This is a genomic window from Pseudomonas sp. Tul2A7 (assembly GCF_054790505.1).
On the sequence record NZ_CP186499.1, the window covers coordinates 1,595,317 to 1,609,224 of the forward strand.

The 13,908-nt window shown below is 62.5% G+C and carries 14 protein-coding genes; all 14 read left to right on the top strand.

Features of this window, described 5'->3' with window-relative positions:
• Positions 1–42: 42 nt before the first annotated feature.
• The 14 genes from ACOYXJ_RS07160 to ACOYXJ_RS07225 are packed head-to-tail and all read left to right on the top strand — an operon-like array spanning position 43 to position 13,899.
• Positions 43–777: a glycosyltransferase family 2 protein gene (locus ACOYXJ_RS07160; RefSeq protein ID WP_460368668.1), complete on the top strand. Its 735-nt coding sequence runs from the start codon at positions 43–45 to the stop codon at positions 775–777.
• Positions 774–1,721 (top strand): LpxL/LpxP family acyltransferase, encoded by a 948-nt coding sequence (locus ACOYXJ_RS07165; RefSeq protein WP_150794116.1) that lies wholly within the window; start codon positions 774–776, stop codon positions 1,719–1,721. Before ACOYXJ_RS07160 ends, ACOYXJ_RS07165 begins: the two co-directional genes overlap by 4 nt.
• A complete protein-coding gene (locus ACOYXJ_RS07170; RefSeq protein WP_460368671.1) occupies positions 1,702–3,246 on the top strand; it encodes an HAL/PAL/TAL family ammonia-lyase in 1,545 nt (514 codons plus the stop codon). The genes ACOYXJ_RS07165 and ACOYXJ_RS07170 overlap by 20 nt, the downstream gene beginning before the upstream one ends.
• Positions 3,239–3,664 carry an acyl-CoA thioesterase gene (locus tag ACOYXJ_RS07175; RefSeq protein WP_150794118.1) on the top strand — a complete coding sequence of 142 codons (426 nt, stop codon included), beginning with the start codon at positions 3,239–3,241 and terminating at the stop codon, positions 3,662–3,664. The genes ACOYXJ_RS07170 and ACOYXJ_RS07175 overlap by 8 nt, the downstream gene beginning before the upstream one ends.
• Positions 3,661–4,263: an outer membrane lipoprotein carrier protein LolA gene (locus tag ACOYXJ_RS07180; RefSeq protein WP_460368673.1), complete on the top strand. Its 603-nt coding sequence runs from the start codon at positions 3,661–3,663 to the stop codon at positions 4,261–4,263. The genes ACOYXJ_RS07175 and ACOYXJ_RS07180 overlap by 4 nt, the downstream gene beginning before the upstream one ends.
• Positions 4,247–6,586 carry an MMPL family transporter gene (locus ACOYXJ_RS07185; RefSeq protein ID WP_460368675.1) on the top strand — a complete coding sequence of 780 codons (2,340 nt, stop codon included), beginning with the start codon at positions 4,247–4,249 and terminating at the stop codon, positions 6,584–6,586. Before ACOYXJ_RS07180 ends, ACOYXJ_RS07185 begins: the two co-directional genes overlap by 17 nt.
• Positions 6,583–7,746: a cation:proton antiporter gene (locus ACOYXJ_RS07190; RefSeq protein ID WP_460368677.1), complete on the top strand. Its 1,164-nt coding sequence runs from the start codon at positions 6,583–6,585 to the stop codon at positions 7,744–7,746. The genes ACOYXJ_RS07185 and ACOYXJ_RS07190 overlap by 4 nt, the downstream gene beginning before the upstream one ends.
• Positions 7,733–8,980 carry an NAD(P)/FAD-dependent oxidoreductase gene (locus ACOYXJ_RS07195; protein WP_460368679.1) on the top strand — a complete coding sequence of 416 codons (1,248 nt, stop codon included), beginning with the start codon at positions 7,733–7,735 and terminating at the stop codon, positions 8,978–8,980. Before ACOYXJ_RS07190 ends, ACOYXJ_RS07195 begins: the two co-directional genes overlap by 14 nt.
• Positions 8,977–9,702: a class I SAM-dependent methyltransferase gene (locus tag ACOYXJ_RS07200; protein WP_460368681.1), complete on the top strand. Its 726-nt coding sequence runs from the start codon at positions 8,977–8,979 to the stop codon at positions 9,700–9,702. The genes ACOYXJ_RS07195 and ACOYXJ_RS07200 overlap by 4 nt, the downstream gene beginning before the upstream one ends.
• Positions 9,702–10,298, top strand: coding sequence for a hypothetical protein (locus ACOYXJ_RS07205; protein WP_460368683.1), 597 nt, complete (start codon positions 9,702–9,704; stop codon positions 10,296–10,298). The genes ACOYXJ_RS07200 and ACOYXJ_RS07205 overlap by 1 nt, the downstream gene beginning before the upstream one ends.
• The gene (locus ACOYXJ_RS07210; RefSeq protein WP_460368685.1) at positions 10,295–11,491 is read left to right on the top strand and encodes a beta-ketoacyl-[acyl-carrier-protein] synthase family protein; all 1,197 of its coding nucleotides are present in this window, start codon (positions 10,295–10,297) and stop codon (positions 11,489–11,491) included. The genes ACOYXJ_RS07205 and ACOYXJ_RS07210 overlap by 4 nt, the downstream gene beginning before the upstream one ends.
• On the top strand, positions 11,488–11,952 hold the full coding sequence (locus tag ACOYXJ_RS07215) for a hotdog family protein (protein WP_150794126.1): 465 nt from the start codon (positions 11,488–11,490) through the stop codon (positions 11,950–11,952). Before ACOYXJ_RS07210 ends, ACOYXJ_RS07215 begins: the two co-directional genes overlap by 4 nt.
• A complete protein-coding gene (locus ACOYXJ_RS07220; protein WP_460368687.1) occupies positions 11,945–12,673 on the top strand; it encodes a 3-ketoacyl-ACP reductase FabG2 in 729 nt (242 codons plus the stop codon). The genes ACOYXJ_RS07215 and ACOYXJ_RS07220 overlap by 8 nt, the downstream gene beginning before the upstream one ends.
• A complete protein-coding gene (locus ACOYXJ_RS07225; protein ID WP_016983866.1) occupies positions 12,673–13,899 on the top strand; it encodes a beta-ketoacyl-ACP synthase in 1,227 nt (408 codons plus the stop codon). Before ACOYXJ_RS07220 ends, ACOYXJ_RS07225 begins: the two co-directional genes overlap by 1 nt.
• Positions 13,900–13,908: the final 9 nt, after the last annotated feature.

Genomic DNA, 13,908 nt, shown 5'->3' on the forward strand with positions numbered 1-13,908 from the left:
CACTCAATCGCGAGCAGGCTCACTCCTACAGGGATCACCGATATGCATAATCCTTGTGCAGTGATCCCGGTTTATAACCACGAAACTGCCATCGGTACTGTGGTCGATGCTCTGCTCGCGCAAAATCTGCCGTGCATTCTGGTGGATGACGCCAGCACCCAGTCCTGCGCCAAGGTGCTCGACGGTTTGGCGGAACGCGACAACGTGCATCTGGTACGCCTCACCGCCAACCAAGGCAAGGGCGGCGCGGTGATGACTGGCCTGCGCGAGGCCGCGCTGCTGGGCTTCACCCATGCGCTGCAGGTCGATGCCGACGGTCAGCACGATTTGCACGACGTCGCCCGTTTCGTCGAGGAATCCCGCGCCCATCCCGAGGCGATGATCTGCGGTTATCCGCTGTTCGACGAGAGCGTGCCGAAAGGCCGTTTGTACGCGCGCTATCTGACTCACGTGATGGTCTGGATCAACACGCTGTCGCTGCAGATCCGCGATTCGATGTGCGGCTTTCGTGTCTATCCGTTGGCGCCGACGCTGGCAGTGATTGACTCGGCGAAAGTCGGCAAACGCATGGATTTCGACTCGGACATCCTCGTGCGCCTGTCGTGGCGCAATCAGCCGATGCGCTGGCTGCAAACCAGCGTGCACTACCCGCTGGACGGTGTGTCGCACTTCCGCTTGTTCCACGACAACGCGCTGATTTCCGGCATGCACACACGGCTGTTTCTTGGCATGTTGCTGCGCTTCCCGCTGATCCTCTGGCGGCGGTGGCGAGCATGACCAGCGAGACCGACAAGAAGCACTGGGCCGACCGCGAAGAACGCGGCAGTTTCCTGCTGATGAAATTCACCGCGTTCGCCGCCAAGGTCCTCGGGCGACGCCTGCTCAGCCCGTTGCTGTACGGCATCGTCCTGTACTTTTTCCTGTTCGGCCGCACCGCACGGCGCAGTGCCTGGCAATACCAGCAACGCCTAGCCGCATGGAGCCAGCGCGACGCGTTGCGCCCGACGCATTGGCGGGTGTTCGGCCAGTTCATGGCCTTCGCCGATTCGATGCTCGACAAGCTCGATGTATGGAACGGCAAGCTGCGTATCGAACAAATCGAAATCATCGACCCGGCGCTGCTGCGCAATCAGTTGCGCGGCAGTCGCGGACAACTGCTGGTCGGCGCTCACCTGGGCAATCTCGAAGTCTGCCGCGCATTGGCGGAGATCGGCGAAAAGGTCACCATGAATGTGCTGGTGCACACCAAGCACGCCGAACAATTCAATCGCCTGCTCGGTGAAGCCGGAGCGACCAATCTGCGTCTGATTCAGGTCAGCGAACTCGACCCGGTGATCATGCTGCAACTGCACGAACGGCTGGAGCGCGGCGAGTGGCTGGCGATTGCCGGTGACCGCGTGCCGCTGCATGGCGGGCGCAGTGTCACCGTGGACTTTCTCGGCCACCCGGCGCCATTCCCGCAAGGCCCGTGGCTGCTCGCCGGCCTGCTCAAATGCCCGGTCAACCTGTTGATGTGCCTCAAGCAGCCGGACGGCCACTATCGCCTGACCCTCGAACCCTTTGCCGATGCCGTGGTGTGGAAGCGCAGCGAGCGCGAGCAGGTCATTCATCAGTGGGCCACCCGCTATGCGCAGCGCCTGAGTCACTATTGCCTCGAAGCGCCGCAACAATGGTTCAACTTTTACCCTTTCTGGAAGACCGATGACGACGCCAACCCATGAGCCGGTAACCTTCGGCGAACGCCAATTGCGCATCGAAGACGTGCTGGCCCTGGCCAACCGTCAGGCGCCCGTGCAATTGCAAAGCGACGCCGACTATCGCGAGCGCATCGCCAAAGGCGCGCGGTTCCTCGATTCGCTGCTGGACAAGGAAGGCGTGATCTACGGCGTGACCACCGGTTACGGCGACTCCTGCGTGGTTGCGGTGCCGTTGCATCACGTCGAGGCGCTGCCGCGTCATCTCTACACCTTCCACGGCTGCGGGCTGGGCAAACTGCTCGATGCACAAGCCACTCGCGCGGTGCTGGCGGCGCGTTTGCAGTCGTTGTGCCATGGCGTTTCCGGTGTGCGCGTAGAGCTTCTCGAACGTCTGCACGCGTTTCTCGAATACGACATTCTGCCGCTGATTCCCGAAGAAGGCTCGGTCGGTGCCAGCGGTGATCTGACGCCGCTGTCTTACGTCGCCGCGACCTTGTCCGGCGAGCGTGAAGTGATGTTCCGTGGCGAACGCCGTCAGGCGGCCGACGTGCATCGCGAACTCGGCTGGGCACCGCTGGTACTGCGCCCGAAAGAAGCGCTGGCGCTGATGAACGGCACCGCAGTGATGACCGGCCTCGCCTGCCTCGCCTTCGCCCGTGCCGACTATCTGCTGCAACTGGCCACGCGCATCACCGCGCTCAACGTGGTCGCGCTGCAAGGCAACCCGGAGCACTTCGACGAGCGCCTGTTCGCCGCCAAACCGCATCCGGGGCAAATGCAGGTCGCCGCATGGCTGCGCAAGGATCTGGCGATCGACGCACCGACCGCGCCGCTGCATCGATTGCAGGATCGCTATTCGCTGCGTTGCGCCCCGCATGTCCTCGGCGTGTTGGCCGACAGCCTGAACTGGCTGCGTTCGTTCATCGAAACCGAGCTGAACAGCGCCAACGACAACCCGATCATCGACGCCGAAGCCGAGCGCGTTTTGCACGGCGGGCACTTCTACGGCGGGCATATTGCGTTCGCCATGGACAGCCTGAAAAACCTGGTGGCCAACGTTGCTGACCTGCTCGATCGGCAACTCGCCTTGTTGGTCGACGAGCGTTACAACCACGGTCTGCCGAGCAATCTCTCCGGCGCGCCGGCGGATCGCGCGATGATCAATCACGGCTTCAAAGCCGTGCAGATCGGCACCAGCGCGTGGACCGCCGAAGCGCTGAAAAACACCATGCCGGCCAGCGTGTTCTCGCGCTCCACCGAGTGCCACAACCAGGACAAAGTGAGCATGGGCACCATCGCCGCCCGCGATGCGATCCGTGTGCTGGAGCTGACCGAACAGGTCGCCGCCGCCACCCTGCTCGCCGCCAACCAAGGCGTGTGGCTGCGCGCCCGGGCCGAAGACGCCCGACCGTTGCCGCCATCGCTGGCGGCGATGCACGCAGAACTGGCCAAGGACTTCCCACCGGTCATCGAAGACCGCGCCTTGGAAGGCGAATTGCGCCTGTGCCTGCAACGCATCGCTGCGCAACACTGGAGGCTGCATGCGTAGCGCCGGAGTGCTTCACGCCGACACCGAAATCCTCGTGCCGTTTTTCGACGTCGATACCATGCACGTCGTCTGGCACGGCCATTACGTCAAGTATCTGGAAGTGGCGCGTTGCGCGCTGCTGGACAAGATCGGCCACAACTACACGCAGATGCTCGAGTCCGGCTACGCATGGCCGATCATCGATCTGCAACTGCGCTATGTGCGTGGCGCGGTGTTCGGTCAGCGTCTGAATGTGCGCGCCAGTCTGGTCGAGTGGGAAAACCGGCTGAAGATCAATTATCTGATCACCGACCTGCACAGCGGCGAGCGCCTGACCCGCGCCAGCTCGGTGCAGGTCGCCGTTGAAGTGAGCAGTCGCGAGATGCAGTTGGCCTCACCGAAAGTCTTCACCGATGCCGTGGAAAGGATGCTGCGATGAACCTGTTATTCAAAAGCCTTGGCGCAGTGGCGCTGCTGGCCGTGTCGTCGCTGGCCAACGCCTTCGACCTGCAACAGCTCAGCGAACAACTGGCGAAACCGGACGTGATCCACGGCCAGTTCATTCAGGAAAAACACCTGCGCGCCCTGCCGCAGCCGCTGATCAGCAAGGGCAGCTTCGTTCTGGCGAAAAATCACGGCCTGCTCTGGCTGCTGAAAACGCCGCTGAAACAGGATTACCGCATCAGCGCCAAAGGCATCGCCCGGCGTGATGGCAACGGCTGGCAGTTGCTGCCGAACAAGAGCGCAGGAGCTGAACAGAACCGCTTGTTCCTCGCCGTACTGCAAGGTGACAGCAGTGGCCTGCAACGCGACTTCGAACTGGCGCTGAGTGGCGACGCACAGCAGTGGAAACTCACCCTGACCCCGCGCTCGCTGCTGCTCAAGCAAGTGTTCAACCAGATCAACATCGACGGCGGCGCGCTGGTGCAGACCATCGAACTGCTGGAAACCCAAGGCGACAGCACCGTGCTGCGCATGCAGGACAGCACCGCCGGGCAACCGTTGAGCGACGCGGAGCAACATGACTTTGCCGAGTGAACGCAGGCTGCCCTGGCTGTTTCTGATCCTGCTGCTGGCGGTCGTCGCGCTGGCCGGTTGGCAATGGCGCGACGGTGCGCCGCTGTCGGCAAACTTGATGGAGCTGGTGCCGGGCACCAATCCTGACGCCCTTGAACTGCGCGCCGAACAGCGGATGCAGGAGCCGCTCAACCGAGAAATGCTGGTGCTGGTCGGCCATGCCGATCGTCAGCAAGCGGTCACCATGGCGCAGACCCTCGGCGAGCAATGGCAGGCCAGCGGATTGTTCGAAAAGGTGCAGTGGAACCTGCAAGCAGACCTGCCAGCCCTGCGCACGCAACTGCTGCAAGGGCGGCTGGCGATGCTTTCGGCGGACGACCGGCAATTGCTGATCGAACACCCCGACGCATTCATTCAGCAACGCGTACAGGCCCTGTTCGACCCGTTCAGCGGTTTCAGTCTGGTGCCGAGTCAGGACGATTGGCTGGGCCTGACCGGGCGCATCCAGAACAGTCAACCGCAACACGGTTCGGTACAACTGGATATCGGCAGCGGCGCATTAGTCGCCGACGCCGACGGCAAGAGCTGGGTGCTGCTGCGCGCACGCACCACCGGCAATGCTTTCGATATGAACCTGCCGCTGCAAGTCGCGGCACTGCTGCAAAGCAGCCGCGAGCAGGCCGCGAAATCGGACGTGCAACTGCTAGCCGCCAGCGGCTTGCTGTACGCGGCCAATGGTCAGCAGCAAGCCACTCGCGAAATGACCTGGGTCGGCGGCGGCGCCACCGTCGGCATTCTGTTGCTGCTGTTGCTCGCTTTCCGCCGCTGGCGCGTGTTGCTGGCGTTTGTGCCGGTGTTGGTCGGCATGCTGTTCGGCGCGGTGGCCTGTGTGGCGCTGTTCGGCCATATGCATGTGATGACGCTGGTGCTCGGTTCCAGCCTGATCGGCGTGGCCGTGGATTACCCGCTGCACTATTTGTCGAAGAGCTGGAGCCTGAAGCCCTGGCGCAGTTGGCCAGCCTTGCGCCTGACCTTGTCCGGACTGACCCTGAGCCTGATCACCAGCGCCATCGGTTATCTGGCGCTGGCGTGGACGCCGTTCCCGGCGCTGACGCAAATCGCCGTGTTCTCTGCCGCCGGCCTGCTCGGTGCTTATCTGTCGGCGGTGTGCCTGTTGCCGGCGCTGCTGAAAAACGTCGAACTGCGCCCCGCGCAATGGCCGCTGCAACTGGCCGAGCGCATGGTCAACCTGCGCGAGAAACTCCTCGATCGCGTACGCACGCCGGTGTTGCTGGCGCTGCTGATCGCCTTTTGTGTGGGCGGTCTGGTGCAGCTGCAAAGCAAGAATGACATCCGCCAATGGGTCGGCGCACCGCAACATCTGACCGACGAAGCGCAGGCCATCGCGCGCATCACCGGCTATCAGCCGACCAGCCAGTTCTTCCTCGTACGCGCCGACAGTCAGCAGCAATTGCTCGAGCGGCAGGCCGCGCTGAGCGAGCGTCTGCAGCAACTGGTCAACCTCGACAAGCTGCAAGGCTATCTGGCCCTCGATCAACTGGTCAGCCCGCCGAATCAGCAAGAGCAAGTGCGCGAGGCGCTGAACAAACTGCCGCAATACTGGCAGCCACTGCTAGACCTCGGTGTACCGCTCGCCGCCCTGCAAAGCGAACTGCAACAGCTGCAGACCGTGCCCGCTGAAGACATCGACGCGGCATTGGCTGGCCCACTTGGCGAGCCTTATCGCATGCTTTGGCTCGGCCCGAGCGAAGACGGCGTGGCGGCGATGACCAGCCTGCAAGGTTTTAACAACCCGGCGCTGCTGCGGGTGCAGGCGCTGGATTTGCCGGGGGTGATGCTGGTCGATCGTCTCGGTGAATTGAACGAGGTTTTCGCCGCGACGCAGATCAGCGCCGCTGAACTGAAACTCGCTTCCTGTGCGTTGATCGTGCTGGTGCTGATGTTGCCGTTCGGTCTCGGCGGCGCGCTGCGTATCGTTGCCCTGCCGTTGCTCGCCGCTTTGTGCAGTCTGGCCAGCCTTGGCTGGCTCGGTCAGCCGCTGACCCTGTTCAGCCTGTTCGGCCTGCTGCTGGTGACGGCGATCAGCGTCGACTACGCGATTCTCATGCGTGAACAGGTCGGCGGTGCGGCGGTGAGCCTGCTCGGCACCTTGCTGGCCGCTGTGACGACGTGGCTGTCGTTTGGTTTGCTGGCGGTTTCCAGCACACCGGCGGTGAGCAATTTCGGTCTGTCGGTGAGCCTCGGTCTGGCCTTCAGCTTCATGCTCGCACCGTGGGCCGGACGTCACGAACACACCGCGACAGTCGCGGAGCCAGCGGCATGATGGTCGTCGGTTTCTGGCTGCTGGCCTTGGCGTTGTTCGCCGTGGCCACCCGCGTCGGCCGCCACTTCGGTCTGATCCCGATCGTCAGCCAGTTGCTGCTGGCGAGCTTCGGCTTACCGCTGCTGATGTACTTCTGGATCGAGCCGGGCTGGCAGCTCAGCGGCGCCGAACTGATCGCGCCGGACTGGCTGAAAAACCTCTACAGCCTGAGTTTTGCCCTGCTGCTTGGGCATATCCTCAGTGATGTGATCGATCTGAAACTCGATCGCCAGAGCGTGAAAATCGCCGTGCCGAGTTTCCTCGTGCCGTTCGCCTGTGGTCTTGCCGCTGCATATTGGCTACTGCCGACGCAACCGTGGCTCAACTCGCTGGCCATCGGTCTGGTGTTCGCGATTACCGCGATCCCGGTGCTGTACCTGTACCTGCGCCACATCGATTATCCGCCGGCCGCCACGCGCCGATTGGTGCAGACTGCGATCCTCATTGATCTGACCTGCTGGACATTGTTCGGGCTCGCTCAAGGCAGTCTGCACCTGAGCAGTCTGTTGTTGCCGCTGGGCCTCGCCTGTGTGCCGCTGTTGTTGCGCGTCATCGGCGTACGCCGACCACTGACTTACAGCCTCGGTTTCTTCGCGCTTCTGGTAATGGCCGAGCATTACAAACTCAACGCGCTGATCTTCGGCATCGGCTATCTGCTGTGCATGGCCGCGCTGAAAGTGCCATTGGTGCTGCCATTGCCGGCGCGCTGGATGAGCCGTTTGCAGACGTCGCTGGCGATTCCGCTGATTCTGACGTTCGGCATCGTCCAGATCGACGTGCACAGCGCCCTCTCCAGCCTTGGTCCGCTGCAATGGGCGGCGCTATTGCTGTTACCGATTGCCAGTAAACTGCTCGGCAACTGGCTCGGCCTCGGCTGGGCCGGCGCCTCGTTCGAAGGCGCCAGCCGCTGGCGCGAAAGTGTGCTGCTGAATATTCGTGGCCTCAGCGAAATCGTCTTTCTCAATTTGTTGTTGCAACAACAGCTGATCACACCGGCGCTGTACTTCGCGCTGATGCTGATGGGCCTGATCGCGACGCTGCTACCGGCCCTGATCGGCCTGCATCGCGCGCCTTTGAATCTGCAACAGCCTCTGTCCCGGAGTTCACGTGCCAATCGTTGAAATGGAATCCCGTCAGGTCGTGATCATCGGTGCCGGCCCGTCCGGCGCCATCGCTGCGGCGTTGCTCAAGCGCAAGGGCCACGATGTGCTGGTGATCGAGCGCCAGCACTTTCCGCGCTTTTCCATCGGCGAAAGCCTGCTCAGCCATTGCCTGGATTTCGTCGAAGAGGCCGGCATGCTCGAAGCCGTCAATGCCGCCGGATTCCAGCGCAAGACCGGCGCCGCATTCGCCTGGGGCGAGCGTTACAGCGCCTTCGATTTCGGTGACACCTTTACCGGCGGCAAACCGACCACCTTCCAGGTGCAACGTGCCGACTTCGACAAACTGCTGGCTGATCAAGCGGCGTTGCAGGGCGCGGAAATCCGCTACGGCGATGCCATCGTCAGCGTCGATTTCGAGCGGACAAAACCGTTGCTCGACGTACGCCGCGAGGACGGCAGTGAGTACCGCGTCGAAGCGGATTTCGTCCTCGATGCCAGCGGCTACGGCCGTGTCCTGTCGCGACTGCTGGATCTGGAAGCACCGTCGAATTTTCCGGTGCGCCAAGCGGTGTTCACCCACGTCGAGGATCACATCGACAACCCGGCATTCGATCGCGAAAAAATTCTCGTCACCACCCATCCGGAACATCGCGATATCTGGTTCTGGACGATCCCGTTCAGCAACGGACGCTGCTCGGTGGGTGTGGTCGCAGCGCAAGAGCATTTCAACGGCCGCGACAGCGATCTGGATGCCTGCCTGCGCGGTTTCATCGCCGAAACTCCGAGCCTTGCCGGCGTACTCGACAATGCTGTCTGGGACACCCCGGCGCGCACGCTCGGCGGCTACGCGGCCAACGTGAAAACCCTGCACGGGCCGGGTTTCGCGCTGCTCGGCAATGCGGCGGAATTTCTCGACCCGGTGTTCTCCTCCGGCGTGACCATCGCCATGCGCTCGGCGAGCATGGCCGCTGCCGTTCTGCACCGTCAGTTGCAGGGTGAAACGGTTGACTGGCAAAGCGAGTTCGCCGAGCCACTCAAGCGCGGCGTCGACACCTTCCGCTGCTACGTCGAGGGCTGGTACGCCGGTACCTTTCAGGACGTGATTTTCTATGAAGACAGCCAGGCGGAAATCCGTCGGATGATCTGCTCGATCCTCGCCGGCTACGCCTGGGATGAGCGCAACCCGTTCGTCAGCGAAGCCCGCCGCCGCTTGAAGATGATTTCCGAACTCTGTGCAAAGGACGCCACATGAATTACTTGAGCGACAGCTACGTCGAGGAAACCCGTTTCGGTTTCTGGTTCCTGCGCAGCCACACCTGGCAGCACCATGTGTTGCGGGTGGCGATCAACGATTTGCGCGGTTTGTTCAGTGAAGCGCTGCCGGAACATCCGGTGTTGCTGGACGCCGGTTGCGGACAGGGCAAGTCGTTCGGTCATCTGCGCCAGACCTTCGCGCCACAGCGTTTGATCGGTGTTGACGCCGATCCGCATAGCCTGGAGTTGAGCGCTGAAGAAGCGACGCGTCTGGGCCTCGATGTAGAGCTGATCGGTAGTGATTGCGCGACGCTCAATGTGGCGGACGCCAGTGTTGATCTGCTGTTCTGTCACCAGACGTTCCATCATCTGGTCGAGCAGGAAAAAGCGCTGGCCGAGTTCTATCGCGTGTTGAAACCGGGTGGCTATCTGCTGTTCGCCGAATCCACAGAGGCTTACATTGATACGTGGGTGATTCGCTGGCTGTTCCGCCATCCGATGCATGTGCAGAAGAGTGCGGCGCAGTATCTGCAGATGATTCGCGGGCAGGGTTTCGAGTTTGCCGAGAAGAATGTCTCGTACCCGTATCTGTGGTGGAGCCGGTCGAAGGATTTCGGCTTGCTGGAGCGGTTTGGGGTGCGCAAGCCGAAACCGTTTGGTGAGCGTGAAGAGACGTTGGTGAACGTTGTCGCGCGTAAACCGCTTGAAGGTGATCGTTGATGCGACACATAACCTGTGGGAGTGAGCCTGCTCGCGATAGCGGTGGTTCAGCCAACCTGTATTTTGAATGTGCGACGGCTATCGCGAGCAGGCTCACTCCTACAGTGACCGCGGTGTGGCGACTTTGTGTGGTCGGCTTGATGCTTTTGTTAAGTGCCTGCGCCAGCCAGGCGCCGCTACCGGCGAGCAACCCGACGCTGCCCCTGCCTCTGCAACTGCACATCGAACGCCAGCAAGCCGAACAACGCCAGGACTGGCTGCTGGTGATCCAGCGCGAAGGCCCCGGCATCCGCTGGTCGATGATGGATCCGCTGGGTATTCCCCAGGCACGTCAGCAACTGATCGACGGCCATTGGCAAGCCGATGGTCTGCTGCCCCCGAATCCGGAAGCGCGGGAATTGTTTGCTGCGCTGTTGTTCGCTCTGACCCCGTCCGGCGAGCTGCTGCGCAATTACCCCTCCGCGCAACAACAAGGTCAGCAACGCTCCCTGCCTGCGCGCTGGGATATTCACTATTCACAACCGTTGAGCTTTCAATTGAACCTGCCCCAAGGCCCGCACTACCGCGTTTCTCCGCTGGGTGAACCGACGTCATGACCGCTTACCTGAATGCCCTCGGCGTGATCTGCGCGCTGGGCCGCGACAAGCAAGCCGTCGCGCGCAACCTGTTCGCCGGCGACTGCTCGGGCATGCGCCGCGAGTCCGGCTGGGTGGCGGAGCGTGAGTTGCCCGTCGCTGCCGTCCAGGGCGAACTGGCGCCGATCCCGGCAGAACTCGCCGATCAGCGCAGCCGCAACAATCAACTGCTGCTGGAAGCGGCGTTGCAGATTCGCGATGACATCGAACAGGCCATCCAGCGCTTCGGCCGCGAGCGCATCGGTGTGGTGCTCGGCACCAGCACCTCGGGTATCGACGAGGCCAGCCGGGGTCTGGCGCACTACATTCGTGAGCAGCAGTTCCCCGCCGAGTACGACTATCGGCAACAGGAACTCGGCGCCCCGGCCAATTTCCTCGCCGATTGGCTGCAACTGAGCGGCCCGGCCTATGTGATTTCCACGGCATGCACCTCCAGCGCCCGGGCACTGATGAGCGCTCAGCGTTTGCTCGATCTGGGGCTGTGCGACGCGGTGCTGTGCGGCGGCGTCGACAGTTTGTGCAAACTGACCCTCAACGGTTTCTCGTCACTCGAAGCGATATCCGACAAGCGCTGCAATCCGTTCTCGGCCAACCGCAGCGGCATCAACATCGGTGAAGCGGCGGTGCTGTTCGTCATGAGCAAACAACAGGGCAAAGGCCCGGCCATTGCCTTGCTCGGCGCCGGCGCCAGCTCCGACGCCCATCATATTTCTGCCCCTGAACCGACCGGGCGCGGCGCCCTGCAAGCGATGCAGAAAGCCTTGAGCCACGCGCACCTGCAAGCAGCGCAGATCAACTACCTGAACCTGCACGGCACCGCTACCCAACACAACGACGCCATGGAAAGCCTGGCGGTCGCCGAACTGTTTCCCGAGGGCGTCGCCTGCTCATCGACCAAACCGATGACCGGCCACACCCTTGGCGCGGCCGGTGCTCTGGAAGCGGCGTTCTGCTGGCTGAGCCTGAGCGCCGACAACCCCGCTCACGCCTTGCCGCCGCACGTCTGGGACGCTCAGGCCGATCCCGCGCTGCCACCGCTGAAGTGGGTGACCGCGAGCGAGCGCCTGTCGTCCATTGCACCCCGCTACCTGATGAGCAACTCGTTTGCCTTCGGCGGCAACAACGTCAGCCTGATTATCGGAGACGCCCCATGACTGATTGGCCGCTCGCCGAATTGCTGCCCCACGCGGGCGACATGATTCTGATCGACAACATCTCAAGCTTTGACGATGAGCAGATTTACACCCGCCTCACGGTCCAGCCTGATGGCCTGTTCAACCTGCCCGACGGCAGCCTGCCAGCCTGGGTCGGCATTGAGCTGATGGCGCAAAGCGTCGCCGCGTTTGCCGGTTGCCATGCGCGGCAGAAAGGCAATCCAGTGGAGCTGGGCTTTCTGCTCGGTACGCGCAAGTTCGAGTGCAACGTCGAAGCGTTTCCCGCCGGCAGCGAGCTGACCATTCATGGCCTGCGCTCGCTGGAAGACGACAACGGCATGGGCGTGTTCGAATGTCATATCCACGGCGCCGGCATCCATGCCAGCGCGCGGCTGAACGTGTTCCGCCCGCCCCAGGTTACTCAATATCTGCAACAGACACAGGAGTCGAACGATGACTGAATCCGTACTGGTCACCGGCTCCAGCCGTGGCATCGGCCGCGCCATTGCCTTGCGTCTGGCGCAGGCCGGACATGACATCGTCTTGCATTGCCGCAGCGGCGTGACTGAGGCGCAAGGCGTTCAGGCGGAAATCGAAGCGCTTGGGCGCAACGCGCGCATTCTGCAATTCGATGTTGCCGATCGCGAAACCTGTAAAACCATTCTGGAAGCCGACGTCGAAACCCATGGCGCCTATTACGGTGTTGTGTTGAATGCCGGCCTGACCCGCGACGGTGCGTTCCCAGCTCTGACTGACGACGATTGGGACGTGGTGTTGCGCACCAACCTCGACGGTTTCTACAACGTTCTGCACCCAGTGATGATGCCGATGATCCGCCGCCGCGCCGCTGGTCGCATTGTCTGCATCACCTCGGTGTCAGGACTGATCGGCAACCGTGGCCAGGTCAACTACAGCGCCTCCAAGGCCGGCGTGATCGGCGCGGCGAAGGCATTGGCGATCGAACTGGGCAAGCGCAAAATCACGGTTAACTGCGTCGCGCCGGGCCTGATCGACACGGCGATGCTCGACGAAAACGTGCCGGTGGAAGAATTGATGAAAATGATCCCCGCGCAACGCATGGGCACCCCGCAAGAGGTGGCAAGTGCGGTGAATTTCCTGATGTCGGCGGAAGCCTCGTACATCACCCGCCAGGTCCTGGCGGTCAACGGAGGCTTGTGCTGATGAAGCGCGTCGTCGTCACCGGCATGGCCGGCATCACCTCGCTGGGCAGCGACTGGGAAACCATCGCCGGTAATTTCGCGGCCAACCGCAGCGGTATTCGCCGGATGGACGAGTGGGATCGCTTCAGCGAACTCAACACGCGCCTGGCCGGGCCGATCGATGACTTTGCAGTGCCCGCGCACTGGACGCGCAAGCAGTTGCGCAGCATGGGCCGGGTGTCGCGGCTGGCGGTTCGTGCGGCAGAAAACGCCCTGGCTGACGCCGGTTTGCTCGGTGACGAATCGATCAAGGATGGACGGATGGGCGTCGCGTGCGGCTCGTCCACTGGCAGCACCGACGAGATCAAAGCGTTCGGCAATATGCTGCTCAACTCGGTCGCCGAAGGCCTCAACGCCAACTCCTACGTGCGGATGATGCCGCACACCACCGCCGCCAACATCAGCATCTTCTTTGGCCTGACCGGGCGGCTGATCCCGACGTCCAGCGCCTGCACCAGCGGCAGTCAGGGCATCGGTTACGCCTACGAAGCAATCAAGTTCGGCCGACTGCCGCTGATGCTCGCCGGCGGCGCCGAAGAGCTGTGCCCGACCGAAGCCATGGTCTTCGACGCGCTCTACGCCACCAGCCTGAAAAACGATGCGCCACAGACCAGTCCACGCCCATACGACAAGGGCCGCGATGGTCTGGTGATCGGTGAAGGTGGCGGCATGCTGGTCCTCGAAGAGCTGGAGCACGCCCTCGCCCGCGGTGCGCACATCCACGCCGAGATCGTCGGCTTCGGCAGCAACGCCGACGGCCAGCACACCACGCGCCCGGAACAAGTGACCATGCGTCGTGCAATGGAACTGGCGCTGGAAGACGCCGGCCTGACGCCGGATGCCATCGGTTATGTAAATGGTCACGGCACGGCTACAGAACAGGGCGACATTGCCGAAACACTGGCAACCAGCAGTTTGTTCGGTGAACGCATGCCGATCAGCTCGCAGAAGAGTTTCCTCGGCCACACCCTCGGCGCCTGCGGCGCGCTGGAGTCGTGGTTCAGCATCGAGATGATGAATCGCGACCTGTACGTGCACACGTTCAACCTCGACGAGGTCGATCCGCACTGCGGCAAACTCGATTACCTGCGCGGTGAATTCCGCCAGATGCATCACGACTACGTGATGAACAACAATTTCGCTTTTGGTGGCGTCAACACCTCGTTGATTTTCCGCCGCTGGCACTGACCGCAACAC

Coding starts and splice junctions, on each gene's coding strand:
- ACOYXJ_RS07165 (WP_150794116.1), top strand. CDS start 774: ATGACCAGCGAGACCGACAAGAAGCACTGGGCCGACCGCGAAGAACGC.
- ACOYXJ_RS07190 (WP_460368677.1), top strand. CDS start 6,583: ATGATGGTCGTCGGTTTCTGGCTGCTGGCCTTGGCGTTGTTCGCCGTG.
- ACOYXJ_RS07205 (WP_460368683.1), top strand. CDS start 9,702: ATGCGACACATAACCTGTGGGAGTGAGCCTGCTCGCGATAGCGGTGGT.
- ACOYXJ_RS07215 (WP_150794126.1), top strand. CDS start 11,488: ATGACTGATTGGCCGCTCGCCGAATTGCTGCCCCACGCGGGCGACATG.
- ACOYXJ_RS07200 (WP_460368681.1), top strand. CDS start 8,977: ATGAATTACTTGAGCGACAGCTACGTCGAGGAAACCCGTTTCGGTTTC.
- ACOYXJ_RS07180 (WP_460368673.1), top strand. CDS start 3,661: ATGAACCTGTTATTCAAAAGCCTTGGCGCAGTGGCGCTGCTGGCCGTG.
- ACOYXJ_RS07220 (WP_460368687.1), top strand. CDS start 11,945: ATGACTGAATCCGTACTGGTCACCGGCTCCAGCCGTGGCATCGGCCGC.
- ACOYXJ_RS07175 (WP_150794118.1), top strand. CDS start 3,239: ATGCGTAGCGCCGGAGTGCTTCACGCCGACACCGAAATCCTCGTGCCG.
- ACOYXJ_RS07225 (WP_016983866.1), top strand. CDS start 12,673: ATGAAGCGCGTCGTCGTCACCGGCATGGCCGGCATCACCTCGCTGGGC.
- ACOYXJ_RS07185 (WP_460368675.1), top strand. CDS start 4,247: ATGACTTTGCCGAGTGAACGCAGGCTGCCCTGGCTGTTTCTGATCCTG.
- ACOYXJ_RS07170 (WP_460368671.1), top strand. CDS start 1,702: ATGACGACGCCAACCCATGAGCCGGTAACCTTCGGCGAACGCCAATTG.
- ACOYXJ_RS07160 (WP_460368668.1), top strand. CDS start 43: ATGCATAATCCTTGTGCAGTGATCCCGGTTTATAACCACGAAACTGCC.
- ACOYXJ_RS07210 (WP_460368685.1), top strand. CDS start 10,295: ATGACCGCTTACCTGAATGCCCTCGGCGTGATCTGCGCGCTGGGCCGC.